Genomic DNA, 25,473 nt, shown 5'->3' with positions numbered 1-25,473 from the left:
AACGAAAAACATTGTTTTCGAACAATGAAGGAGGCTTATTTCTTTGCAAGAGACATCAAAAGATACGACAAAACAAAAAGATTGGCGACGCTTTATACAATTAATAAAACGGGCTGAGCCGCCGATTTGGCTACTCGTCATCGCTTTAGTGATGAGTTTAGCGACAACGGGTGTAGGTTTTATTGTTCCATTATTTACAAAACAATTAGTGGATGGCTTTTCTTTAGAATCACTTAATTATTGGCAAATCATTGTGCTAGGTATTGCCTTTATCGCACAAGCTGTTGCGAGTGGCTTATCTATTTACTATTTAAATCGAGTTGGTCATCATGTTGTAGCAAAATTACGCGATCAATTATGGAGAAAACTGCTACACTTACCAATCCCCTATTATGATGAACATGATACAGGGGAAACCTTGAGCCGTGTTACAAATGACACAGCTGTTGTGAAAGAACTGATTACAGAGCATTTAGCAAATTGTTTATCTGGTGTTATTTCGATTATTGGTTCGATCATCATTCTGTTATTTTTAGATTGGAAAATGACGTTAGTGATGCTGATTGCTGTACCACTGGCAATGGTCATTTTAATGTTGCTTGGTCGACGCATGTTTGTCATTTCAAAAGGTATGCAAGATGAGACAGCGAAATTTACGTCTGTATTGAATCAAGTTTTACCCGAAACACGTCTAGTCAAGGCTTCCAATGCTGAACAAATTGAATATGCGCGTGGAAAAAAAGGTATTTCTAATCTCTTTACATTTGGCTTAAAAGAAGCAAAAATCCATGCATTGATTTCACCGCTTATTTCATTTGTGCTGATGTCTGTGCTTGTAGCTATTATTGGCTATGGCGGTGTCCGTGTTTCCTCTGGGGAGCTGACGGCTGGCGATATGGTGGCATTTATTTTATATTTAATCCAAATCATTATGCCAATGACGCAATTGACAATGTTCTTTACTCAACTGCAAAAAGCAATGGGTGCAACAGAACGTATTAGTGCATTGCTTGAACATGAAGAGGAACATATTGAAGAAGGCTTAACAGTTGAAAAAGTAAATCAACCCATTTATGTTAAAAATGTCGATTTCTCTTATGGGGAAGAACCTATTTTATCTGATATAAACTTCACGATTGAACCAGGCAAAGTAACAGCCATCGTCGGGCCAAGTGGTGGTGGTAAAACAACTACATTTTCACTGTTAGAAAGATATTATCAGCCGACGAGCGGTAGTATTACGCTAGGAGATATACCAATAGAAACATTCTCACTCCATTCTTGGCGCAGTCAAATTGGCTATGTGGCGCAGGAAAGTGCCCTATTATCAGGAACGATTCGAGAAAATATTTGCTATGGTATTGAGCGAGATGTGCAAGATGATGAGCTAGAAAAGGTAGCCAAAATGGCCTATGCCGATCAATTTATTAACGAGCTGCCAGATAAGTTTGATACAGAAGTTGGAGAACGAGGCATTAAGCTTTCAGGAGGACAGCGTCAACGTATCTCTATTGCAAGAGCGCTTTTACGTAATCCACAAATATTAATGTTAGATGAAGCAACATCGAGTTTAGATAGTAAGTCAGAAATTTATGTACAAAAAGCATTAGACAACTTAATGGAAGGTCGCACAACATTGGTTATTGCGCACCGTCTATCAACAGTAGTAGATGCCGATCAAATACTATTTATTGAGAAAGGGCATATTACAGGATGTGGTACACACGAAACGCTCTTTGAAACACATGCTATGTACCGTGAGTTTGCGATGCAACAATTACGTATTAAAGAGGATGAATAAAGGGGTTTGTTGAGATGACAAAACTATTAGTGGTGGATGATGATGCACATATTCGAGAATTAGTAAAAGTCTTTCTACAAAATGAAGGCTTAGAGGTGATCGAGGCTATGGACGGTGTGGATGCACTGTCCCAATTAGCCACTGAAAAAGTGGATATGGTCATAATGGATATTATGATGCCCAATATGGATGGCTGGGCATTATGTGAGGAAATACGTTCATTCGATACAGACCTCCCTATCCTGATGCTGACAGCGAAGGGCGAAACTTCTCAAAAGGTCAAAGGCTTTCATTTAGGGACAGATGATTATCTCGTGAAGCCATTCGAGCCAGCCGAGCTAATCGTGCGTGTAAAATCGATTTTAAAAAGATATCGCATTTCTCTCTCTCAGGTTGTCGAGGCTGGTAATGTCAAACTCAATCGCCATACACATGAAGTAGATATGGATGGACAGACTATTCTACTTCGCTTAAAGGAGTTCGAGCTTTTATTTACCCTAGCCAGTTATGTTGGTAAAACCTTTTCAAGAGAACAATTAATTGAAGAAATATGGGGCTATGACTATGAGGGAGATGAGCGAACAATAGATGTTCATATTAAAAGAATACGCGAGCGTTTTCCACAAGAGCTGAGTGGCTTTGTCATTCGCACTATTCGTGGTCTTGGCTATCGTTTGGAATTAATGTTATGAGAAAACGAAGATTCCTTGTAAGATTGGCAATGGTCTTTTGCCTGTTCCTTATTGCCAATACTGTATTTGCTTTTATTGCCTATCACGCAACCACTTGGCTGTATGCTCGATTAGGGACAGAGCCCCATGGTTTCTGGCTACAATTAGGCACGGTAATTGGTGTATTTGTACTCTTTGCCTGTTCTGCAGCAATTATCTTTTTAATTGGACTGAACCGACAACGTAACTACTGGGATAAAATCGTTGATGCATTAAGTCGCATGGCAAAAGGTGATTTTGATGTCCAGTTAGACTTGAAAGCAGATGAAAAAGACCAATTTGGGCAATTAATCCATGGCATCAATCATATGGCCGTTGAATTAGGTGAACTTGAAAGAATGCGTCAAGAGTTCATTTCAAACGTCTCTCATGAAATTCAGTCACCTTTAACGTCTATTAATGGCTTTGCGAAGGCACTTAAAAATATTAATTTGCCCGAAGAAAAGCGTCAGCATTATTTAGACATTATTGAATTGGAAAGTAATCGTTTATCAAAAATCAGTGATAATTTACTCAAACTAACATCCTTAGAATCACATCACCATCCCTTTGAACCTAAAAATTATCGGCTTGATAAACAATTACGCACTGTTGTCCTAGCTCTTGAACCGAATTGGCTAGCCAAACAGCTTGACTTTGACCTCCATCTTGACAATATAAGCATCACAGCAGATGAGGATTTAATGAATCAAGTCTGGATGAATTTGCTGACGAATAGCATTAAATTTACACCTGCTAAAGGGACCATCACGTTGTCTATGAAGAAGCAGTTAGATTCGATCACTGTCATTATTCAAGATACTGGCATTGGTCTAACAGAAGAACAACAAATGCATATTTTTGAAAGGTTTTATAAGGCTGATCAATCACGAACATCGGCTAATGGTGGCAGTGGCTTAGGATTAGCCATTGTCAAAAAAATTATTGATATGCACCATGGAACTATTGCTGTGGAGAGCAAGCTCGCTGAATTTACAAGCTTTTTGGTTACAGTGCCCATCGATAGTACATCAGCTCGTGCAAACGACTAAAAGCGGTCTGCACGAGTTATTTTTAACTAGTAAGCAACTTTTCTAAAATAGTGATATACTTTATCCAATTTTTGCTGCTGTTTCCCCTTTTTACTTTCCATATTTCCAAACTCAAAAAACTTTACTTTTTTCATCCCAACAAACTTAAACAATGCTCTCTTCATTAAAATTTTATGCGCATTATTCAACCATAAAAACGGATAATTGGTTGGTCCCTTCATCGTCGACACACAAACAACCGACTTCCCTTTTAAAAGTCCCTCTGGAAATAACCCCTTTGTATCCCGATAAGCAAAGTTAGCTGCAAACAATTGATCAATATAACCTAACAACATTGCTGGCGGTCTTCCCCACCAAATCGGATAAACAAATACAAGCTGATCCGCCCAGGAAAGCTGTTGTCGATATTTTTCCAATTTCGGATCCTGATACATATCACGACGTCGTTTATGCTCATGGAAAATTAAACGTGGATCAAATTCCTCTTCATATAAATCTAGTATCTGTATTTCTTCGATGGTAGGATTCTCTTGACAACCCTTTAATACTTCCTGTAAAAAAGCATAATTTAAACTTTTATGATTTGGATATGTATAAATAATTAACGTTTTCATCATGTGCCCTCCAATTACTTATCATTTGATAATAAAATAATAAACCATCCCTTTTTAGTTGTCAAATGATAATTGTTTTAGGACAAGTTATTTGTTATCTTGTCAGTAGAGGTGATCCCATTGAATAAAAGCACTTTATTTCATCAGTTTGTATCATTCACAGCCACAATCCATCAAGTGACACATGATCTCACACAAAATGTAACCACAGCTAATATCACACCGCTTCACTATAAAATTCTTGAATATATTAAAGTAAGCCAACCTGTCACACCAACCGAAATCAGTGAATGTCAGCACATGTCCTTACCGAATACAAGCCGTGAATTACGAAAACTACAAGAACGCCAATTAATTGAAAAATTTAGCGACACAGAGGATCGAAGAAAGCAATATGTACGCCTGTCACCCGAAGGTGAAAAAATGATGGCAGAGGCATTCGCCTGTATTGAGGAACGCTTTTTAGCGCTTATTCAGCATGCCACATCGGATGATTTAAAGGACATCCAGCATGCCCTAACCATCCTTGAGCAAAAGGTCTTTCAACAAAAAGACTAAGCCTCGATTGTGTGTTAGCGGCTTGAATCACTCTTTCTGAGGTTAAAGTCGCTCTTAACGTTGATTTAAGCGCTCTCTTGGCTCAATACCGCCCATTCCTTGACTCGAAGCGCTCACCCTGGACTCAACACCGCTCATCCCTTTACTCGAGGTGCTCTCTTTTGGCTCAATTCCACTCATATCTTTGCTCGAAGTGCTCTCTTTTGCTTTAAAACCGTTCTTTCCTTTGCCCGAAGCGCTCGCAACAGCCCAAACCTCTGCAAAAAACGATGATTTTTAGCTATTCCCTTAATCAAAGCAATCCCTTAACTAAAAATTGACTATTGATGATTTACCTTAAATCTTTAAAAATCTCCTTAAAAAGAACATCCTTGCACACTGCACAGAGTCGTAACCCATTTGCTTTTTCTTTAATAGAATAAATGTGAGTAAAAGGAGGAGTTTCCAGTGGAAGTAGTCGTGTTTGATCGGAAGTGGATTGAGGAACATTTGGAGACATTGCCGTTGTGGCAACAGTCAGCCTATACTGACTTTGCTGCCACAATTGCCGATGAAGGGAATACGTTTCCTTGTGTACCAGCCAGAATGGGGTTTTTATCGAACCATTTACGCTATAGCTTTATAGGGGATCCACGGGAGGAGCAATCGATTCAGATGTTAGCTGAATGCTTAAAGGAATATGGGAACACAGCAAGATCTTTTGGAAAATATACAACGCTCACGGTGTTCTTCCATACCCCTCATGATATGCTTGATAGCTATAAGGTGGCGGATTACCAGCAATTATTTTGGTCCATCTTAAACATTTTAACCAATATGGATGAGTTGGATTGGCCTGAGGCAATACCGACAAATCCAGACCATCATGAATGGGAGTTTTGCTTTAATGGAGAACCCTATTTTATTTCTTGTGCAACACCAGCTCATCAATTGCGGAAGAGTCGTCACTTTTCTACTTTGCTAATGGCTATTCAGCCACGTTGGATATTTGACGATATAAACGACGCTACTGCATTTGGACGAAAAATCAAAAAACTTATCCGCCAGCGCATCGCAGAATATGACGAGATTCCAGGGCATCCAGATTTAAAATGGTATGGTCAAGAGGATAGCTATGAATGGAAGCAATATTTTTTAAGTGATGACAATCATAGTCCATCCGAATGCCCTTTTTTACGGATGTCACAGGAAAATAGGACATTACGCAATGTTTTTTTGCCTTTTCACAACGATCCAGGTCGCCACACCGATTAGGACAATAAAGAGCAGGCTCACGCAAAAACCGAGTCTGCTCGTTTTTTCGCCTAAAGTACCAGACACGGTTACAGCAATAAGCAACATGCCAAGACTGTTCTTAATTTGCTCCCACCTCGATAGCTCCATTAGCTTTCTATATGTTATTAAAATAAAGAGCCAATTATAGATCAACATTAAACCTGCTGCCGTTATCAAATATTCAAAGATTTTTTCGGGCATCAAAAAACCAATGACAATCGTAATTACTAAGCCACTTGTTAAAAATAAAAAGGCAGGAAAAGGAATTTTCATCTTCCCCTTTTTTGCTAAGATGGCAGGCGCATCATGATCCTCGGCAAGTGTAGTGAGAATGGTTATGACCGCGTAAAGCGAAGCAACCATTGTTGAAAAACCAGCAATGATTAAAACACCGTTAAAAATATCTGCCACAAAAGGGATATGATAACCTTGAAGCGCTGTAATAAAAGGACTTTCATCTATCGAAAAGTCTTTCCAGAAAACAAGTGCCAACGCAAGCGCAATAGCCATGATAAAAATAATAGTAATGACAATGAGCATAATTCTCCCTGCTTTTGGCGCCTCTTTTGGATTTTTTAAATCGATGACCATTAAACCCATCACCTCAATTCCACCATAGGCATAAAATGCATAGAGCAGGCCAAGCCAAATTCCTTTGATTCCTTGTGAGAAAAATCCTTCATAATTTGACTGTAATGATTCGATTGGAGCTGATTGTGTAGCTCTTATGATGATGATGATCGCTACGATAATAAACATGACAATCGCAGCGGCTTTTAATGCCCCGAAAATATTTTGAAAGTTTTCAAAGCCCTTCATGCCAGTAAGAATGACGACTAAGCCAAGGACAGCATAAATCGATGCAGCAACCCAGAGTGGCAACGCTGGGAACCAAAACTTCGTAAATATACCGAGTGCCATCAGCTGGCTACCCATGATTAATAGCTCGGAAATTAAGTACACCCAGCCATTACTAAATCCTGCCCATCGCCCAAAAGCCTGCTTGGCATAAGTACGGAAGGAGCCTTTATCAGGGTTTTCCACAGACATTTTGACAAGTGCCTCATACACAATATACGTACATATAGCTGCTAACAAAAAAGGAATGAGCACAGCCGATCCACTTTTATGGATGGCCATACTTGTCCCAAGAAAAAAGCCTGTTCCCAGTGTACAACCGATACCGAGAAGCGAAAGTTGCCACCAAGACAACCTTCCTTTATTTGAAGTAGAAGTCATGTTTATCAGTCCTTCGTTACGTTCTTACTAATGGCAATGTCATACAACGAATGCCACCGCCACCCTTTTCAAGCTCTGTGACGTCGACTTCAAGCACGTTCTTTTTCTTTAGAAGCGGATGCGCCAAGAATTGCTGTTTCGTCGCCTGCTTGCTAATCAATAGTGTTTCTGGATTAAGGTTGATGAAATTAATATCTGGTATTGTCTTATAGGTATCACGCCAGTAAACATCAAAACCATGACGCTTTAAAAATGGCTCAATCATGTCGAAACGGCTGCTTTGTGCTGTCAATACCTGTACTGGAAAAAGGCGCACAAAGCTTTTAGCGATGACCAAATTAACGTTCACAACATTACAATTCATATCTAAATGCAGTGTGTCATTACTTTTCGGTAAATCAATAACAGCAATTTCCGAAAATCCCTCTTGAAAAATGCTTTCTTTTATCTTGTCGATGGCCTCTAATGTCGTTCTCATTCCGAGATTAATGAGCACAGCATCCTTGTTTAAAATCAACAGATCACCACACTCAAATGAATGAAGTGCTTGCGATTGTGCCGTAAATTGTTGAGGAAACCATTTCTCTAAAAGAGCATGGGCTAGAGGATATTCTGGTCTCCTTAATGAGCTCTCAGCCCTTCCAGGTAAAAGTCGATTACCAATGACACAGGCAAGATCACGCACAAAATAACGATTTATAAGCTGTTCACTTAACAATTGCTGCTCATGGGCTAGCTCATTTGCATAATCTAGAACCTTTACTCCAGCGTTTTCTAAAATAGTTTTGAGTGCTATGAAATTGTCCATCGCCTTATTATGGTTGACTGTATCACTCCATCCAACCTGCTCCGCTATTGTGCTATCTGTTACATCTACTATCGAAGGTGCACAAAGCATCACAACCTTCAGTTCGTCATATTCAGACCAACAATTTACTTGAAATGAATCCATCCAGTACTCTCCCCTTCTTATTCGATCTCCGTTAGCGTTACCATTGACATTTGGATTATACAAGCACAATAAATAAGAAGAATTTTCTAAATAAATTCATATAGTGGTTGGGGCTTCCAGGTGACTTGATGGAATTAATGGATAGCTTAACAAAGGAGAGAGGCCAGAAGAAACAGGACTAGCCATCACAGATTTACAGTTAATCTTTATTTTTTCTGGACCTGATTACTATCTAATGGCGATGAACTTTACTCTGTAACTGCCGTTTAGTTTACAAGAATACTACAAATGATTTAGTCATTAATTACCGTGAATCAGAGACAATGTGGTATTTTTTCATTATTGGATTTATCAGATGATTTAACATACACAAATAATAAGTTAGAGAGAACACATTGTTCCCTCTTATTGTCATGTGAAATATTCTAATTTTGCTTGAGGGAAGAATTTTTGCATATAGCCATACAAGTGTTCCTTTATATCTTCCTCTTCTTCTTTTTGATAAATATATTTACCAATCCCATATTTCCCCCATTTATACCTTCTCACTGTTTCGTCAAGTTCTAGCTTCGTCATGGGATAATTTTTTTCAATTACGCGTTTGGCAGGCTTTGTAAAACGATGTTGAATAAACTCAAATGTGATGTCGTCACGTACATCCTTTGGCAATTCCGCATCCAAACGCTCAAACATCTCATAGTAACCCTCCTGCCAGCCCTCATGAAGATAGATTGGGGCAACAATAAATCCAAGCGGATATCCAGCCCTTGCCACTTTCCCCGCAGCCTCTATACGCTTCACTAATGGTGATGTTCCTGGCTCAAAATGTTTAATGACATAATCGGCATTGACGCTAAAGCGGAACCTCGTTTTACCATTATGTTTGGCATCCAATAGGTGATCTACGTGATGGAACTTCGTCACAAATCGTAATTGGCCTAACTCACTTTGTCCAAAATGTTCAATAGCGCGCTTCAACGTATGTGTTAAATGATCAATCCCTACAATATCTGAAGTACAGGATGCCTCAAAACGTGTGATATCAGGAGCTCGTCCTGCCATATAAAGATCTGCTTGCTCTAAAATTTCATCAACATTCACATACGTACGAATATAAGGTTTGCTGCCCATTGTTGTTTGTAAATAACAATAATGACAATGCCCCATGCAGCCTGTTGCAAACGGAATCGCATACTCTGCTGAGGGCTTAGATGTATCAAACTTTAACGTTTTTCGAATGCCTACTACTAATGTCGATTTCGCTACTCGATACTTTTGAAAATCATTGTCGCCAGGAAGATTTCTTACTTGATTGTGCGAAGTCGTATAGCGAATTTCAATCCCCATTTGTTCAAATTTTTCTTTTAGCTCCTGACCTAATGGATACTGGAGCGCATCAGGCTCAAAATAGACGAGCTGAGGGATAAACGGTTTGATCATAGTAGCCCTCCCTCAATGAAAATACTGATGATAGGCTTGCTCAGCCGCCATCTCGCTTGAAAAAATTAACATATCATTTGAAATTGGATAATATGTTTCAAATAAAAATAGAGCCAGCTCCTCTGGTTGCTCTGGATGATAAACCACTGCGGCTTCCTGTATATTCGCTACATCCTGAATATGAGGATTCCGATAAAAAATATAAACGATATCACCGACATTATATGGTTGTTGCATTTCTTCACCTTCCTCTTTCTTTCCGTTAGTGTGGTGAAATGGTTAGAGAAATATGTCATAAAAAAATTTTTTAAGTACTATACATAATTTTATGTGACCATAACTTCAAATCTGAGAAGATAGTATAATACAGAATTTTTTAACTATTTGGTACAATCAAGAAAAGGAGGAAGATATATGATTAAACAATCCATTATTGAAAATGTACTTGAAGCCGCGCTAGCAACTGGTGGGGATTTTTCTGAAATTTTTATTGAAGATAAATATGTAAATGACTTTGTCTTACAAAGTGGCAAGATTGAACAAAGTATTTCTGGGCGTGATTTTGGAATCGGCATCCGTATTTTTTCAGGACTTCAAAGCATCTATACTTACACCAATGATTTTTCTGAGGAAGGTTTACTAGCAGCAGCAGAACGTGCAGCCCTAGCCATCAAAGGTGGTCGATCGGGTACCATTCACCCTCTTCACAAAGAGATCATCACGCCTATTCATCAAATTCTCCACATGCCTCATACAGTGGAGCACACAAGAAAAACAGCGGTCATGCGACAAGCAGACGCTATTGCAAGACATTATGATCCTCGGATTCACCAAGTAAAAGTTCGATATCTTGATGAGCAACAAAACGTCCTGATCGCAAATTCAGAGGGTAAATTTGTAGAGGATACGCGAGTTCACAGTAGACTTAGTATGCAAGCGACGGCTACAGAAGGGACTGAAGTACAAACAGGATTCTATGGCCCAGGTGCACATGCAGGCTTTGAATTTATTGAAAAGCTAGACCTTAACCATTATGCAGGAGAAGCTGCACGTATCGCTGTCACAATGCTTCACGCAGATGAATGTCCAAGCGGTAAATTCCCTGTCATTATTGATAATGAATTTGGTGGTGTCATTTTCCATGAGGCTTGTGGACATGGCTTAGAAGCAACTGCTGTTGCCAAAAACAATTCGGTCTTCGCCAATCGTATCGGTGAAAGAGTTGCTCCTGAAATTGTTACATATATCGATGATGGCACACTACCGAACGAGTGGGGCTCTCTAAATATTGATGATGAAGGAGAAAAAACAAGGAAGAATGTTTTAATTGAAAATGGTATTTTAAAGGGCTACTTAATCGATAAATTTAATGCTCGACGCATGAATGCTCAGCCCACAGGCTCTTCTCGTCGACAATCCTATCGATTTAATCCTACATCACGGATGACAAATACGTATATCGCACCAGGCACATCGACACCAGCCGATATTATCTCATCGACAGAGTATGGTATATATGCAAAATATATGGGAGGTGGACAAGTTTCCCCTGCTACTGGCGATTATAATTTTGCGGTAATGGAGGCCTATATCATCAAAGACGGAAAAATTGAACGCCCTGTACGTGGCGCGACACTCATAGGCAATGGCGCAAAAACATTGCAGCTTGTTGATCGAGTAGGTAATAATCTCGCCCATGGAGCAGGTATGTGTGGTTCACTTAGCGGGAGCCTTCCTGTCAATGTAGGTCAGCCAATGATACGCGTAAGTGAAATAACAGTTGGTGGAACGAAGGGGGAATAATTGATGAACATTGCTAAATTTCAAGAAAGACTATTAGACAAGGCGCTAGAAGCCGGCTTTATAGAAGCTGAGGTTTATTATGAACAAAATAAATCTATTGGATGCACGCTCTACAAGGGCGAGATTGATAGCTACGAAATATCTGAAGACGGAGGTCTAAGTCTACGAGGACTTTACAACGGAAAAGTGGGCTATTCCTATACGGAAAAGTTAGACGATGATTCGATTTCCTTTTTAATCAATAGCGCCAAAGCAAATGCAAACATACTTGATGAGGATGAGGGCATAGCTATTTTTGATGGTAGCTCTGAATACCCATCTTATGAATATTACAATGAAGAATTAGAGACTATCGGAATTCCAGAAAAAATAGAGCTTCTTCGTTCCATCGAAGAAAAGATTCGTGCATACGATTCACGCATCATTGCTCTTGATTATTGTTTACTGCAAGAATATACAGCTGAACGTTCATTAGTAAATAGTAAAAATCTTGACTTATCACATAAAGAGAACGGCTTAGTGATTTTCCTCTCCACAGTTGTAAAGGAGGGTGAAGAAATGAAAACAGGCCGTTATTTGAAAATGACACGTGATTTCCATTCTCTTCATGTTGATGATATTGCAAAAGAAGCAGCTGAGGAAGCCCTTGCCAATTTAGGTGAAAAATCGATTCCAGGTGGAAAATATCCAATCGTTTTCCGCTCTGATGCATCAGCCTCTTTATTAGACACTTTTATGCCAATACTATCAGCTGAAAATGCTCAAAAAGATCAATCTCTATTAAAAGGAAAAGTCGGACAAAAAGTGGCATCAGAAGCAGTTACATTGCTGAGTACGCCATTCCATCCTGCCGCATTGTCTGGAGCAAACTTTGATGGTGAAGGTGTTGCAACAAAAGAGCAGGAAATTATTTTAGAGGGTACACTCCAAACACTTTTGCATAACAGGAAAACAGCTAAAAAGGATAACTGTGAAACAACAGGGCATGCCCATAAAGATTCTTACAAAGGAACGTTAACGATTGCGCCCCAAATTTTATATATTTCAACTGGCGAGAAATCTCTTGATGAGTTAATCCACTCGGTTAGTAACGGAGTATTTATTACTGAATTATCTGGGCTTCACTCTGGTACGAATACGGTTACGGGTGATTTTTCAGTCGCTGCAAAAGGGTTTCATATTCAAAATGGAAAAATTGCCTCCCCTGTTAAGCAAATGACAATAGCCGGAAATTTTTTCGAGTTCTTAAATGATATCAAAGAAGCTAGCTCTGAGCTTTACTTCCTGCCAAAAGGCTATGGCTCCTCTTCGCTACTTGTCAAGGAACTTTCAGTGACAGTGGAATAAAAACTAAAAAGTAAACCCTTCTATAGTTCAAGCCATAGTATATGATATTTCTCGGCAATTCTTTTATCTATAGTCACGTCAAACACCTCTGATTCAGTTGACAAAATGAAACTGATGATAGAATCCACAACCTTTAGTGGAAACGACTATGGGCAAGGGAGTTGCTTCCTTTGTTTCGTAAAGACTCTAAGTATAATCCTCGTTATTAACCGATCCTCCTGCACCGAATAGTTGGGCACCTCCCCTCAAAATTCTCAATCTTTGTTACGGTAAGTGAATCAGAAAATAGCATCGATATAGCCTAAAATGGTTAAATTTTCTTTACGAGGTAAAAGGATGAAACTTTTAGCCCTTTGATACGTTAAATTAATTGTCATGCTGCGTCAGTCATATGGCATGAAGAAGGGTGGAATTTATGAAAAAAATATGGACTTTATTTTTCGCAGCAATGCTTATTGTACCGCTATTGCTGCAACCGGCAACCGCACAAGCGGCAAAAGCCATCACAATTACTGTGGACGGGGTTCAATTGAAGACCGATCAACCGCCAGCGATGATTCAAGGGCGTGTTATGCTGCCACTTAGAGCAATCTTTGAGGCATTAGGTGCCAGTGTAAATTGGGATTCAAAGAATCAAACGGTAACAGGGTATAAAGAAGATACAACAGTAGTGCTCAAGATGAAATCGAAGGTAGCTACTATTAATGGCAAGTCAGTTACGCTTGATGTACCAGCACAAATTTTAAGAGGCAGAACAATGGTACCAGTCCGCTTCGTTAGTGAAGCGCTTGGTCAGGATGTTGACTGGAACTCAGTAAATCAGACCGTAACGATTCAATCTGACACTCCAAGCAATCCAAACATTCCAGGCAATATCAGTATTGCTCCTGCGAGCCATGTATCCGTTCGCGATGTTAATGATCAGGGAGATGGACGTGACATGGAGGTTAGCTTTTCCAGATCGTCTACAGAATCATACGTCGATCATTATCGCATTATGGTTGTGAAGGCTTCAAAAAGCTTTAATTTAGCATCTGCCTTGAAAGTCTCCCCTTCTAATTATACAGTGGTAACTACTTCAAGTTCGAACCGTACCATCAATTTATCGCAGAATTCACGAGATGTGGACGGAGACTACATTAGAAATGATCAGCCTTATGTGGTTCGTATACTTGCTGTTGGGAAAGGTTCTTATTCTAGCGTTTTATCGACTTCTTCTCCGAAGATGACCTTAACCAATTTGTCTTCTGTTACAGAGGTAACAAATGTAAAGATTAACGATATTAACGATTTTGGCGATGGACGCGATGTCTCAGTTAGCTTCACTCGTCCGCAGAATGATAACAATATTTCCAATTATCGTGTGTTTATCGTAAAAACCAAGGATGCTAGCAATTTTAGTCTTACTACTGCGAATAATTTATCAAGCAGCTACTATACAACAGTGAATAAATCGGGAAGTAACGGCAGTACGTTGGTAGGAACTTTGTCTTCCTCAGCACGTGATACCTCTGGTGAGTTCATTAGAAATAACGTACCTTATACAGCGGTCGTTCTGTCTGTAAGTAATACGAATTCAGTAGGCAATAAACTGTCGTCTGCCTCATCATCAGTAACACTTAGTCAAAATACAATGTCTACTCCGATTATTACACAAGTGAGTGATGTCAATGACTTTGGGGATGGTCGAGACCTGAGAGTTAGCTTCAATAATGTGTCCAATGAATCTAATATCAACGCTTACCGAATTTTTGTTGTAAGAGCTAACAACTATTCGAACTTTACATTGACGAAGGCGAACAGTTTATCTAACACTTATTACACACAAGTGAACAAGACAGGCTACAATATTACGCAGGTGCTCTCTTCAGGGGCAAGAGATACTGATGGTTATCCCATTCAGAATGGAGTTAGCTATCGTGTATTCGTTATGGCTGTAGCAAATAACTCAGCGAATAACGTGTTGTCTTCAGCCTCCAATACGATTACGCTATTTAGCAGCAATGCGGGTGCAGTATCGAATCTCAATGCAAGCGATGTAAGTGATTATGGCAACGGGCGTGACCTCTTTGTTTCTTTCAATAAGGCCGTAGATGAGTCAATTATTAGTCACTATCGGATTCTAGTTGTACCTACAGCTTATTACAATAACTTCAGTCTGACGGAAGCAAATAATGTATCCAGCAACAATTACACGACTGTCTACAAATCTGGAAAGTCCACATATGAGCAGGCGTTAGCTGAAAATACTCGGGATGTGCGCGGTAATACGATCAAAGAAGGTACTAGCTACCGTATCTATGTTTTAACTGTAGCGAATGGAATAGGAAGCAATGCACTATCTGCACCGACGTCTACGATTACGCTAAATAAGAATTTTAATGTGCAAGCTGTAACCAATCTGAATGTGGCGGATATAGCTGATAATGGAGATGGGCGTGATGTGCAAGTAACGTTCACGAAGCCCTCTAATGAAGCAAATGTCAATCATTATCGAATTCTAATCGTACCTACAGCTTATTACAGCAGCTTTAATCTTTCACAAGCCAATAGTAGCAATTATTACATTACAGAAGGCAAAGGTGGGAATATAGCTGCAACTAGAACGTTGGATGGAGTTAGGGATGTGCGCGGTAATTTTATTACGGAAGGAACTAGCTATCGCGTCTATGTACTAACTGTAGCCAATGGAAATACTCCAAATACTTATGCCCTATCCTCTGCTTCGCCTGTGATTACACTTAGTAAAAGTAAAGCTGTTCAGGCGGTAAGTAATATTAATGTAAGCGATATTGGGGATTATGGAGATGGTCGAGATTTACAAATATCATTCTCGAAGCCTTCTGATGAATCCAATATAGGTAATTACCGTATTCTTGTCGTACCCGCATCAAAAGCAAATGGCTTTGATGTGAACGCAGCTCTTAAAGTCACTGATTATACAGATATAAATAAAGGCCAATATAGTATGAGTTTGGGAACTGGTAGTAAAGATACGGATGGAAAACTTATAACAAATGGCCAAGAATATCGCGTGTATATATTGTCCATAGGTAATGGAAATTCCAAGGCAATGTATAACTTATCGTTCGCATCTTCTGCTATTACTTTAGTGGATCATTCAGCACCTGTAGCGGTGGAGAATGTGAAACTGAGTGTTCAAGGGGACAAAAATAAATATTCCGATATTAAAATTAGCTTCGATGTCAAAAACGGACAAAACGTAACGGAGTATAGAGTGTTTATGTTACCTAAAGATGCAGCAGATGGTTTCAAAGAAAGTAATGCAATGAATAATGATAATAGTACTAGAATTTATCAAAATGGGCTCTCCAATGTAAGTCAAGATCTAAGCATAGAATTGGATGCATTTGGTAACCCACTCACTTCCTCCACAGAATACGTTGCTAAGGTTTTAGCTGTGGTAAATGGAAATTATATACTATCAAACTCGTCTATTAATTCGGTGCAGCTTCTGGCAAAACCTGATAATATCAATGTTGAGCCGTCTCAAGACACTCCAATTAATCAATAGGACAAAGAATTTCTTTATAGTAGGGACTCCCAATGCTTCTTTATGGATCATCGGGAGTCCTTTCTTTTTGTGTGCTGCGCAATACATTGTCTCTAGACCCTCCCACAAATGATTGGTCTGACAAGCATCGATAGCAATCAAGTCGTTGTGAAAGTCAGTTTAATAATATGTAAAATGCGCTTATCCGCTTAAGGATCATAGAAATAAGGTAATTGTGCTCTAGCAGTTGGATATGTTGTTTGGCATAAGTAGCTTGGAAGTGAGCTAAAATCGGCTTATAAGGTGTTAGCTATTGGTTTGCTATTTGGGATATCCTAGGTCGTGAGGAAATAAATAAAAGCCCGGATTTTGTTCTGAAAAATGCTAGACAGAATCCGGGCAAAGAGGCTTTTTTGATATTCAGTGAAAAATACTATATTAAGTAGATGAAGTAATAGCTAAAGTGGTAGTTTTGAACGGATAACTCAGCAGAAGTGTTAGAGTTATTCTAAATTCGATACTCTCACCCTTACGCTGATAATGTCTTTTTTATTCATCAAATTTATTTAGATAAATCAATTTTTTTATTTAATAAGTAAATAGTCAGTCCACCAACAGTCATAGACAATAATTCCCCAACGCCCACTGTGAACCAGGTCGCCCAAAATGGTAGATCGTAAAGGATAGTTAATTGACCAGCCACCGTAAACATGGAGACAGCAAAAATCAAAGCAGTAACAACCATTTTTGCAATGTCATTTGTCATATGTTTTGTGACGCTTCTACAAAGTAATAAGACAAGAAAGGTCGCAATTCCACCGATTGGCACATCTAAAATCCATGTTGGCGACATGAAGTTTGCAAGTATGACGCCAATCGTCACCGCTACCACATAGCGCTTATTGTACAGTGCCAGATAATTAAACATTTCTGACAAACGTAGCTGAACAGCGCCAAAGCTAATGACTGACAACATAACTGTTACAGCGACGTAAAGGGCTGCAACAAGTGCCGTTTTTGTAAGTTCACTTACAGAAACACGGCTAGAATCTTTTACAATAGATGTATTCAATTTTATTCTCCTTTGTAAAATAGCTAGTTGCTATTTTAGTAATAACTACGACCAAAGGAAGAGAGCTTCACGCCCTATCTGAAGTGCCGTAGTGCAAGCCGTTTTTGCTTACCTGCGTATTATAGCAGAAGAATATCGAATTGAACAATGCTATTTTGTCAGCCAACCACCATCAATCGGCATCACTGCCCCATGAATATAATCGGCAGCCGAGCTTGCTAAAAATAAAGTCAAATTCGCCACCTCATAAGGCTGTGCCCATCGACCTGCTGGCGTTTCTTCAGCTACCCATTCAGCCATTTCCCCGACCCCTTCAAAATCAGCCTTATTCATCGGTGTTTGAATGGCTCCAGGCGCAATCGCATTCGCACGAATACCCGCTCGACAATAATCTAAGTCTAGCTGCTTCGTATAACCGACAATGGCATGCTTAGAAGCTGTGTAGGCTGCACCGCCACCACCAGCAACAAGTCCAGCAATCGACGCCATATTGACGATTGTACCAGTGCCACGTTCTACCATATGTGGTAAGATCATGTTCGTCACAAAAAACGTGCCCTTCACATTCGTGTTCATAATTTTATCCCACAGCGCTTCGTCTGTATCCAAAGTTTTCGCAAAACCATCTAAAATCCCAGCAGTATTACATAAAATATCAATTTGCCCAAATAGTGAAATAGCTTCTTTGTACGACTGCTCCACATCTTGTTGGCTACTTACAGAGCCAACCTTATAGGCAAAACGATCAGGATATTGCTGCTGTAACTGTATTAACCCCTGCTCCTCTACATCCAATCCAAAAACAGTTGCTCCATTTTCTAAAAATGCAATAACTTGAGCATGTCCAATGCCTGAAGCAGCCCCCGTAATAAAAACCGTCTTTTCTCTATATTCATCAAACTTCATATTGTGTCTCCTTACAGAAAGAAGTCATCTCACTAGAAGAGATGACTTCACTCATTACGATTCTACGATTATCCAATCTTCCGCTAATAGATCACATACTGTAGGTGTGAACATTGTATAGCCCTCACCACGAACGTTAATTAAAAAATAAGGATTCAATGTCTCACCATCATGCTGGCTTTGACCAACCAGCTTCACATATAGCTCAGCACCACCCCAGCCATTGCGAATTACTTTTTCTCCTGCTTTTAAGCGTGGTAATACTTCTTCAAAAGTCATCTCATTCATCCTTTATTTCCATTCTTTATCGCATTAGTATACTGGATTTTTAGGAGGTTGGCAACCATGCCTAGAATCTCCTTGTCATCTGTACCTGCTCTGTTGTCACCTTAAGCCCATTCTTTAATAAATAGCTTGTTGCTGGATTGCTTGCTAAAAAGTTCACTGTCGTTATCTGAACTTTATGTGTTGTGACGCTGGCTAAAAATTGCGGTATTAAATCTATATGACTTTCTGCTAGGATCACCAATTGATAGAGTAGAATACGCTCCATCTCACCGCTGTCATTCCACACGGTTTTGTATAGCATATAGCCTAGGGCTTCATTGTTGTCATTATAGAAAACCTTGGCTTCCCCCTGCTTCACACTCTGCCAGCCACACTGCCAAGGAACATCTTCCTGATAAAAAGAGAGATATGCTAGCTGCTCAGGGCGAATGGTTGCAACGTGAGTGGCGGCTGTAGGCTCTACGTTCGCTCCATATTCGCCACTTAAAAATAATAATGAAGAAGCAACCTCATAGCCATATTTTTCATACAAAGCAATAGCTACCTGATTTTCTTTAATTGCCTCCAGCGTAGCGATTTCTACATGTTCTCGTTTATAGATAGCTAAGGTTTCCTCCATTAATAAACGTGAGATGCCTTTACCACGATAGGCTGGGGAAATACCTGTACCACCGTTCCAAGCTGTTTTCTTGCCATTTATGATACGGAAACCGTTCATAACAATCGCAATCGGTTCATCTTGGTCAAAAATGACAATGGAATGTTTAGGAGACAGCCCCTCCCCAACCAGTCGATGTAAAAACATTTCGGCCGTCATATGGATATCCACAAAATAGCCTTCGAAGCCTTTGTTCCATGCTTTCAATACTTCCTCTAATGTGCATTGTTCAACTGTTTTGACCTTCATATTTTCCCTCTTCTCAAATGGAATCTAATGTCGCTAAATCTTCTAAGGTTAGTTTTTTCACGATATCATACCCACGCCCTGGACCTTTAGGCTTGATGACAACCGTCCCCATATTCGAAAGGATGCCAAGGCCCACGTCTCTCGGAAAGCTATGACCAATCATTACATTATTCATGCCTTGTGATGGTTTTATTTCCAGCTTGGATGTCAGTGTCGTTAAAATGCTAGTTTGCTCAGCACTGGTAAGATTGCCACCTAACATGAAGATCTCAAACAAAAAAGGGTCAATTTGTACACCGTTAGTTGGAAATGCAAGTAGAGTCGTTTCCTTTGTTCGACAGAACGGACTTGCTGTAATGGGCGAAAGGATGGGAATTTGCCAATAACGCAGCATTTGACCATAGTAAACAGCCTCCCTACGACCATGCTCTGATAGGTTTCTTTGATAGCGGCAACTGTGAAACGTGCCATATGCCTGATCTACACCAACTGTGGCCGTTCCATGCCTTGCATATAAATGAAGCCCACCCTTTCTCAATAACGTCAGGAGATCCTTTTCCATTTTTTTCATCCCCTTCATCATAACACTTTCTATTTTGTAATGTATGTCTAACAAATAGAAAAAAGCTCCCTACAATTTGTAGGAAGCCTATTTTCAGTTATTTAATGGGAATATGGACAATAGCAGTTGTTTCTAAATGTTTCGATGAGTCGATTGAAATATGACCATTGTATTTATGGACAATTTCTTTCACAATAAATAACCCTTGTCCTCTTATGCGACCCTGCTCATGCCTTTTCGTTGAAAACCCTTGCTTAAATATGTGGTCAGCATCCACAATATTTGGCCCTGTATTAGTAATTTTAAATTCATACTGTACTTCATCAGCTGTACAGCAAATCATAATTTTACGTTGTCCTTCAGGTAATTCAACCGCAGCATCAATGGCATTATCAATTAAATTGGATAGAATCTTGATTAAATCTGTCGTTTTAATCTTATTAAAGTCATTTTGAGAAATGGTAAAGTCCATATCAATATTATGATTTTGAGCGGTTAATTTTTTCGTTTGTAATAAGATGGACAGACCTGGGTGGTCAATATTTAATTTTAAAGACTTAATCGCTTGAACTTCTTTAGATAGTGAAGACAAATATTGTTTTGCTTGCTCTGTTTTTTCTAATTGTAAAAGACCATGTAGCACTTGAATATGATTAGTGAAATCATGACGTAATGATGATACCGAAGTAATCAAAGTTTTAATTTCTGCTTGATATGTGTCCTCTGTAGCGCCGACTTCTTTCGCTACCTCTTTTTGATACCATCGTTGTAAAAATAAAAAAGAACCAATGACAATTAAAATAAATACACCATTAAAAATAAAAATAAATAAATTGTCTTCAATGACTTTTCCCTTAATGCCATTTAATGTGTCTGCGCTGATATCAATGCCTAGATACCCAATAATTTTACCATTCTCATCTTTGATAGGTGTACCAACCGATAAATAAGAACCATGTACAGAATCATGAATCACCTCTGTAACATAGGTTTCACCTTTGTAGGCTTTTGCCACTTGCTTTGCTGGGACAGTACAAACCTCTCCTATATCAAAGCCTTTTTTCAGTTCATTTGGCAGCCCCATAATCATCGCACTTGATACTTCTGGATTATCCACCTTCAACGTATAAACAAACAATGCACCAAGTTTTACTCTGGCATCATTTAAATAGCTTCTTACTTCCCAATAATAATCATTCTTCTGTGGATTCTTCAAAAACTGCTGATAAGCAGCTGTATCAATAGAAGAAGCAATGGAATTGGCAGCCTCTAAGCTTTGATTGGCAATTGACTCTTCAACGGTCTTTTTAATTTTCACATAGGATGTAATGATGTTTAAACTTGTAAACAAACATAATAAAAGCGTTGATAGAATTAATATTAGTTTTATTTTTCGATTTTTCATATAAAACGGGACTTCCTCACCTATAAATATTCTGGAATATCATTATATAATAATTAACTCTATTTTTTGTTTGTAAAGTGAACATTTCTTGATTATCCTACAGAAATGAAAACAGAAAATCCATTTTACTTGAACTCTACTAAAATTACACACCGTAACCAATAGTTTAATAATCCTTTACAAGAAAGTAAACTAAAAAGGTAACTAATAACATTTTATGTCTCATTTCCTATCCTATAGGCTAATGTAATACCTTCCTAAAGCAAAAGTCACAAAAAGATCAGGTACCTACTACAATACCTGATCTTCATTGAAATTTGTTTATTTTTTATTCGAAGTACGTGTTCGATCCTGTGGCTTTAAAAAGGAAGGTCGTCTACTGTAGCCCTTTGATGAAAGTCTTAATAATGATTTTTTTAGATTTTCCTTCTTCAAATGTGCACTAAAATTTAAATAGGGTACACCTAGCACACGCATATTCGCTGCGTATAAGATGATGAAAAATACTGCAATAAAAAAACCAAATAATCCAAAAAAGGCAGAGGCTATAATAATGATTAGTCGAAAAATACTCATGGCTGTTACAAATGATTGGTTAACCAATGTAAAAGCCGCAATACTCGAAATTGCAATGACAACAATCATTGAAGGGCTCGTAACGCCAGCTTTTATCGCTGCATCTCCGATAATTAAACCTCCCACAACACTAATTGATCCACTAATTGCACTCGGAAGACGTAAGTTGGCTTCACGAAACAATTCAAACATAAATAGCATCATTAGTATTTCAAGAATCGTTGGGAATGGCAGTCCCGTTCTCGACTCAACAACTGTTGCTAGAAGAAGAAAAGGAAGTTGTTCTTGATGATACGTCGTCAGCGCAAGCCAAAAGCCTGGTGTTAGCATACTAATTAATATCCCAACAATACGAAGCAATCTTTCCATTGAACTGACAATGACAGGAAAATCATTATCCTCACCCGATTTAAAGAGCAACATTATATTCGTAGGTGTGATCAATGCGTAGGAAACACCATCAATCATTATTAGTATTCTTCCCCTAATTAATGCCTGCATAGCAAAATCCGGTCTCCCGGTATAATCATGCCTGGGCAGTACTTTGGCTGTTTGTTCAATTGCTTCCATCAATAAATCACCATTGACAACAATATCCGTATCAATCTTTTGTAATTGTAGACGGATTTGTTCTAGCATATTTAAATTCACAATGTCATCCATATAGAGTACCGCTACAGTGGTTTTGGAACGTCTCCCAATTTCTAATGTTTCTACACTAAAAGAATTAGTGGGCAAACGCTTTCTTAATAAAGCAATATTAATAAAAACATCTTCTATAAAGTCATCTCTTGGCCCTTTGACCACTAATTCTAGCGATGTTTCTCCGGGCTCTCGATTCGGTTTTTTAGAAATATCACTAGAAAATAGTAATTGATTTTCTTCAAAATACAATAATACATGCCCTTTATAGACTCTTGTTATGGCATCCTCTTGCGTTAAAACCTTTTGTAAATAGGGAATGTGTAAATGCTGGTCGATTTGTTCCTCTAACATGTCATCAGCGACATCACTTAATAAGGATTGGACTCGCTGAACAACTACCGTCTGAAGTATTTGTTCGTTGATCATTGCATCACAAGTTATCAAATGTACTGTATATTGCTGAAATTTATATTGTTGAAAAATCACATCAGCAGAGCGTTGAAATAGTGATTTCAACATTTTCAAATTGATCATTTGTTCCATTGATGAAATACTTCTCATCTCCTACTGAGCCATCTCCAGATTAGTACATTTATGAAAAACGATTACCTTCAATAAATACACTTAAGCATATTTTTCCCATGGCTGTGCAAAATATTCAAAGAAACATTTGGTCATTATCCAATCATTTTCTTTAGATTAGCCATCTCAATGGCAGACATGGCAGCATCGTATCCTTTATTACCAGATTTTGTACCAGCACGTTCAATCGCCTGCTCAATATTTTCCGTCGTCACAATACCGAAAATAACAGGTACATTGGTTGATAACGATACATTGGCAATACCTTTTGCTGACTCATTACAAACATAATCATAGTGTGTTGTGGAGCCGCGAATAACCGTACCTAAACCAATAATGGCATCATAGTTCTTTGTTTCTGCTAGTTGTTTCGCAATAAAAGGAACTTCAAAAGCTCCTGGAACCCAAGCAACATCAATAGACGCTTCATCAACACCATGTCGTGTTAAGCCGTCCATTGCACCGTCCAATAATTTGCTTGTGATGAATTCATTAAATCGACCTACCACAACTGCAATTTTTAAACCCGTTCCAATTAATTGTGCTTCAAATGTTTGACCCATTGTTCTTTCTCCTTTTTAAATAGAAATTTTATTTTCAGTTGTCAGCAATTGACTGCGGTATGCTACAAGTGCCTCTATTGATATCATTTTCAAGTCATGCTGTGCTGCGTACTTTATCAATTCCTCAAAGCGTAGCATATGACCATCATCGCCCATGATCTCGCAAATAACACCCACTGGCACACTATGACAAAGCTTTGCCAAATCGACAGTCGCCTCCGTATGCCCTCTTCGCTCTAAAACACCATTATCTTTGGCAATGAGCGGAAAAACATGACCAGGTCGACGAAACTCAATCGGCTTTGCTTGCTTTTCAATCATTTTTTGTATCGTAAATGCTCGTTCATAGGCACTAATTCCTGTCGTTGTATCCTCATGGTCGATACTTACGGTAAACGCTGTTTGGTGATTATCCGTATTGTGCTGAACCATCGGATGTAAATCTAGCTGTTGTGCAAGCTGCTGTGAAATCGGTGTACAAATTAATCCTCTACCATAGGTTGCCATAAAGTTTATAGTTGCTGGTGTCATGAATTCAGCGAGTGCCAGAAGATCTCCTTCATTTTCCCGATCCTCGTCATCAACCACTACAATCATTTTGCCTTGCTTTAAATCCTCAATGGCCTCTTCAATTGCATATAGCACTTTTGTCATCTCCTCGTTCAGTTTGTTAAAAACCATGTTGTGCTAAGTAATCTCTCGTAATGATTGGTGTTGCTTGCCCTTTTTTCAGGTGCTGTACAATATATTTACCAACTAAATCTGTTTCGATATTCACAATCGCTCCAGCCTTCTTCATGCCTAATACGGTTTCTTTGTACGTATGGGGAATTAGTGAAATCGTGACACTGTTCGTGTCAACATGGAAAAGGGTTAAGCTTGTGCCATCAATCGTAATAGAACCCTTTGGAATGCAAAATTTGGTTAGTTCCTCTGACAATTCGATATCGATATAGACTGCGTTGGCTACTGGACGTTTGCACAAAATTTTACCGACCCCATCCACATGTCCAGCAACAAAATGACCGCCAAATCGCCCATTAGCAGGCATGGCACGCTCTAAATTCACGGAATCCCCTACCACGAGCTGCTGTAAATTGGTTGCGTTGACTGTTTCAGGCATCACATCCATCGTAAGCATCTGTTCCGTAAAATATGTCACCGTTAAACAAACACCATTAACCGCGATACTATCTCCAAGCTTGACATCTTCTGCTATTTTGGCTGATTGAACTGTTATTTTCATACTGTCCCTATCGCTTTGCATGGCTTTTAAAATGCCAATATCCTCTACAAGCCCTGTAAACATTCCATCACCTACTTTTCATTGATTTAGGTTTCTATCCTTCACTTTTGAAGTCTTATCCATCAGTTTCGAAGGTCTATCCGTCACTTCTCTAGTTTTATCCGTCTCCTCCTTCTCTAGCTATCGATAAAAAACAAAAACCCCTTTCAGCAAAGGGGTTTGGGAGTAATAAGACATCAACAAATAAGCCTAATTGAAAACTATTTTTTCCATAGACTGTCATCTCATTTGTTCTTCTCCCATCCAGACTATAACTGTCGGTTTTGGATTTGCACCAAATCAGCTTGCGCTCACGGACTTTGAATTACTTCATCACCGCCGATTGGGAATTTCACCCTACCCCGAAGAACATCTTC

22 protein-coding genes, 1 pseudogene and 1 riboswitch are annotated in these 25,473 nt (G+C 38.9%); of the genes and pseudogenes, 8 read left to right on the top strand and 15 right to left on the bottom strand.

The window, feature by feature from the left end; genetic code table 11:
* Positions 1-43 precede the first annotated feature (43 nt).
* Genes MHI22_RS00690 through MHI22_RS00680 form a run of 3 tightly spaced genes read left to right on the top strand, consistent with a single transcriptional unit; the run spans position 44 to position 3,563 of the window.
* Positions 44-1,801, top strand: a complete 1,758-nt coding sequence (locus MHI22_RS00690) for an ABC transporter ATP-binding protein (RefSeq protein WP_058845078.1) — start codon at positions 44-46, stop codon at positions 1,799-1,801.
* Positions 1,802-1,815: 14 nt separating this feature from the next.
* A complete protein-coding gene (locus MHI22_RS00685; RefSeq protein WP_340810802.1) occupies positions 1,816-2,493 on the top strand; it encodes a response regulator transcription factor in 678 nt (225 codons plus the stop codon).
* Positions 2,490-3,563, top strand: a complete 1,074-nt coding sequence (locus tag MHI22_RS00680) for a sensor histidine kinase (RefSeq protein WP_338653488.1) — start codon at positions 2,490-2,492, stop codon at positions 3,561-3,563. The genes MHI22_RS00685 and MHI22_RS00680 overlap by 4 nt, the downstream gene beginning before the upstream one ends.
* A gap of 26 nt (positions 3,564-3,589) precedes the next feature.
* Here the strand turns inward: MHI22_RS00680 and MHI22_RS00675 are convergent, their stop codons facing one another.
* Complete coding sequence (locus tag MHI22_RS00675; RefSeq protein ID WP_340810800.1) at positions 3,590-4,177, bottom strand: NAD(P)H-dependent oxidoreductase; 588 nt, start codon at positions 4,175-4,177, stop codon at positions 3,590-3,592.
* Positions 4,178-4,297: 120 nt separating this feature from the next.
* Here MHI22_RS00675 and MHI22_RS00670 point away from each other — a divergent pair, with 120 nt between their 5' ends.
* A complete protein-coding gene (locus MHI22_RS00670; RefSeq protein WP_036118507.1) occupies positions 4,298-4,735 on the top strand; it encodes a MarR family winged helix-turn-helix transcriptional regulator in 438 nt (145 codons plus the stop codon).
* 447 nt (positions 4,736-5,182) lie between these two features.
* A complete protein-coding gene (locus tag MHI22_RS00665; RefSeq protein ID WP_058845075.1) occupies positions 5,183-5,989 on the top strand; it encodes a YqcI/YcgG family protein in 807 nt (268 codons plus the stop codon).
* On the opposite strand, the gene MHI22_RS00660 is transcribed toward MHI22_RS00665, so the two are convergent.
* The 4 genes from MHI22_RS00660 to MHI22_RS00645 all read right to left on the bottom strand — a co-directional run bounded on the left by MHI22_RS00660 (position 5,936) and on the right by MHI22_RS00645 (position 9,878).
* Positions 5,936-7,249, bottom strand: a complete 1,314-nt coding sequence (locus MHI22_RS00660; protein ID WP_340810799.1) for an amino acid permease — start codon at positions 7,247-7,249, stop codon at positions 5,936-5,938. The genes MHI22_RS00665 and MHI22_RS00660 overlap by 54 nt on opposite strands.
* Before the next feature lie 16 nt (positions 7,250-7,265).
* Entirely contained in the window at positions 7,266-8,201 is a 936-nt protein-coding gene (locus MHI22_RS00655; protein ID WP_101966314.1) for an arginine deiminase family protein, read from the bottom strand.
* A 411-nt stretch (positions 8,202-8,612) separates the two neighbouring features.
* On the bottom strand, positions 8,613-9,641 hold the full coding sequence (gene splB, locus MHI22_RS00650; RefSeq protein WP_101966315.1) for a spore photoproduct lyase: 1,029 nt from the start codon (positions 9,639-9,641) through the stop codon (positions 8,613-8,615).
* A gap of 12 nt (positions 9,642-9,653) precedes the next feature.
* The gene (locus MHI22_RS00645; protein ID WP_036118524.1) at positions 9,654-9,878 is read right to left on the bottom strand and encodes a transcriptional regulator SplA domain-containing protein; all 225 of its coding nucleotides are present in this window, start codon (positions 9,876-9,878) and stop codon (positions 9,654-9,656) included.
* A 177-nt stretch (positions 9,879-10,055) separates the two neighbouring features.
* Here MHI22_RS00645 and MHI22_RS00640 point away from each other — a divergent pair, with 177 nt between their 5' ends.
* The 3 genes from MHI22_RS00640 (at position 10,056) to MHI22_RS00630 (ending at position 16,326) form a co-directional block, all read left to right on the top strand.
* Positions 10,056-11,444, top strand: coding sequence for a TldD/PmbA family protein (locus MHI22_RS00640; RefSeq protein ID WP_340810798.1), 1,389 nt, complete (start codon positions 10,056-10,058; stop codon positions 11,442-11,444).
* 3 nt (positions 11,445-11,447) lie between these two features.
* On the top strand, positions 11,448-12,791 hold the full coding sequence (locus MHI22_RS00635; protein WP_058845071.1) for a TldD/PmbA family protein: 1,344 nt from the start codon (positions 11,448-11,450) through the stop codon (positions 12,789-12,791).
* 415 nt (positions 12,792-13,206) lie between these two features.
* Positions 13,207-16,326 (top strand): copper amine oxidase N-terminal domain-containing protein, encoded by a 3,120-nt coding sequence (locus MHI22_RS00630; protein WP_058845070.1) that lies wholly within the window; start codon positions 13,207-13,209, stop codon positions 16,324-16,326.
* Between the two features lie 541 nt (positions 16,327-16,867).
* Here MHI22_RS00630 and MHI22_RS00625 read toward each other — a convergent pair.
* The 10 genes and pseudogenes from MHI22_RS00625 to ribE form a co-directional block, all read right to left on the bottom strand.
* A complete protein-coding gene (locus MHI22_RS00625) occupies positions 16,868-17,377 on the bottom strand; it encodes a QueT transporter family protein (RefSeq protein ID WP_101966319.1) in 510 nt (169 codons plus the stop codon).
* 150 nt (positions 17,378-17,527) lie between these two features.
* Positions 17,528-18,283, bottom strand: coding sequence for a 3-oxoacyl-ACP reductase (locus tag MHI22_RS00620; protein ID WP_340810795.1), 756 nt, complete (start codon positions 18,281-18,283; stop codon positions 17,528-17,530).
* Between the two features lie 54 nt (positions 18,284-18,337).
* Positions 18,338-18,562 (bottom strand): DUF2829 domain-containing protein, encoded by a 225-nt coding sequence (locus tag MHI22_RS00615; RefSeq protein WP_036118538.1) that lies wholly within the window; start codon positions 18,560-18,562, stop codon positions 18,338-18,340.
* Positions 18,563-18,632: 70 nt separating this feature from the next.
* The gene (locus tag MHI22_RS00610) at positions 18,633-19,478 is read right to left on the bottom strand and encodes a GNAT family N-acetyltransferase (protein WP_101966321.1); all 846 of its coding nucleotides are present in this window, start codon (positions 19,476-19,478) and stop codon (positions 18,633-18,635) included.
* A 13-nt stretch (positions 19,479-19,491) separates the two neighbouring features.
* Positions 19,492-20,040, bottom strand: coding sequence for a histidine phosphatase family protein (locus MHI22_RS00605; protein WP_340810794.1), 549 nt, complete (start codon positions 20,038-20,040; stop codon positions 19,492-19,494).
* A 97-nt stretch (positions 20,041-20,137) separates the two neighbouring features.
* Positions 20,138-21,445 (bottom strand): ATP-binding protein, encoded by a 1,308-nt coding sequence (locus MHI22_RS00600; RefSeq protein WP_036118547.1) that lies wholly within the window; start codon positions 21,443-21,445, stop codon positions 20,138-20,140.
* 321 nt (positions 21,446-21,766) lie between these two features.
* Entirely contained in the window at positions 21,767-23,209 is a 1,443-nt protein-coding gene (locus tag MHI22_RS00595) for a spore germination protein (protein WP_080717029.1), read from the bottom strand.
* A gap of 134 nt (positions 23,210-23,343) precedes the next feature.
* The gene (gene ribH, locus MHI22_RS00590) at positions 23,344-23,811 is read right to left on the bottom strand and encodes a 6,7-dimethyl-8-ribityllumazine synthase (RefSeq protein ID WP_036118550.1); all 468 of its coding nucleotides are present in this window, start codon (positions 23,809-23,811) and stop codon (positions 23,344-23,346) included.
* Positions 23,812-23,829: 18 nt separating this feature from the next.
* Positions 23,830-24,456: pseudogene (gene ribB, locus MHI22_RS00585) on the bottom strand (3,4-dihydroxy-2-butanone-4-phosphate synthase); the annotation flags it as partial.
* Between the two features lie 25 nt (positions 24,457-24,481).
* Positions 24,482-25,120 carry a riboflavin synthase gene (gene ribE / locus MHI22_RS00580; protein WP_340810793.1) on the bottom strand — a complete coding sequence of 213 codons (639 nt, stop codon included), beginning with the start codon at positions 25,118-25,120 and terminating at the stop codon, positions 24,482-24,484.
* A gap of 224 nt (positions 25,121-25,344) precedes the next feature.
* A riboswitch (FMN riboswitch) is annotated at positions 25,345-25,470 on the bottom strand.
* Between the last annotated feature and the right edge of the window lie 3 nt (positions 25,471-25,473).

The organism is Lysinibacillus sp. FSL L8-0312, assembly GCF_038003285.1.
GTDB lineage: Bacteria > Bacillota > Bacilli > Bacillales_A > Planococcaceae > Lysinibacillus > Lysinibacillus fusiformis_D.
The sequence above is the reverse complement of the archived record's forward strand: the minus strand, read 5'-3'. Positions and strand labels throughout refer to the sequence as shown.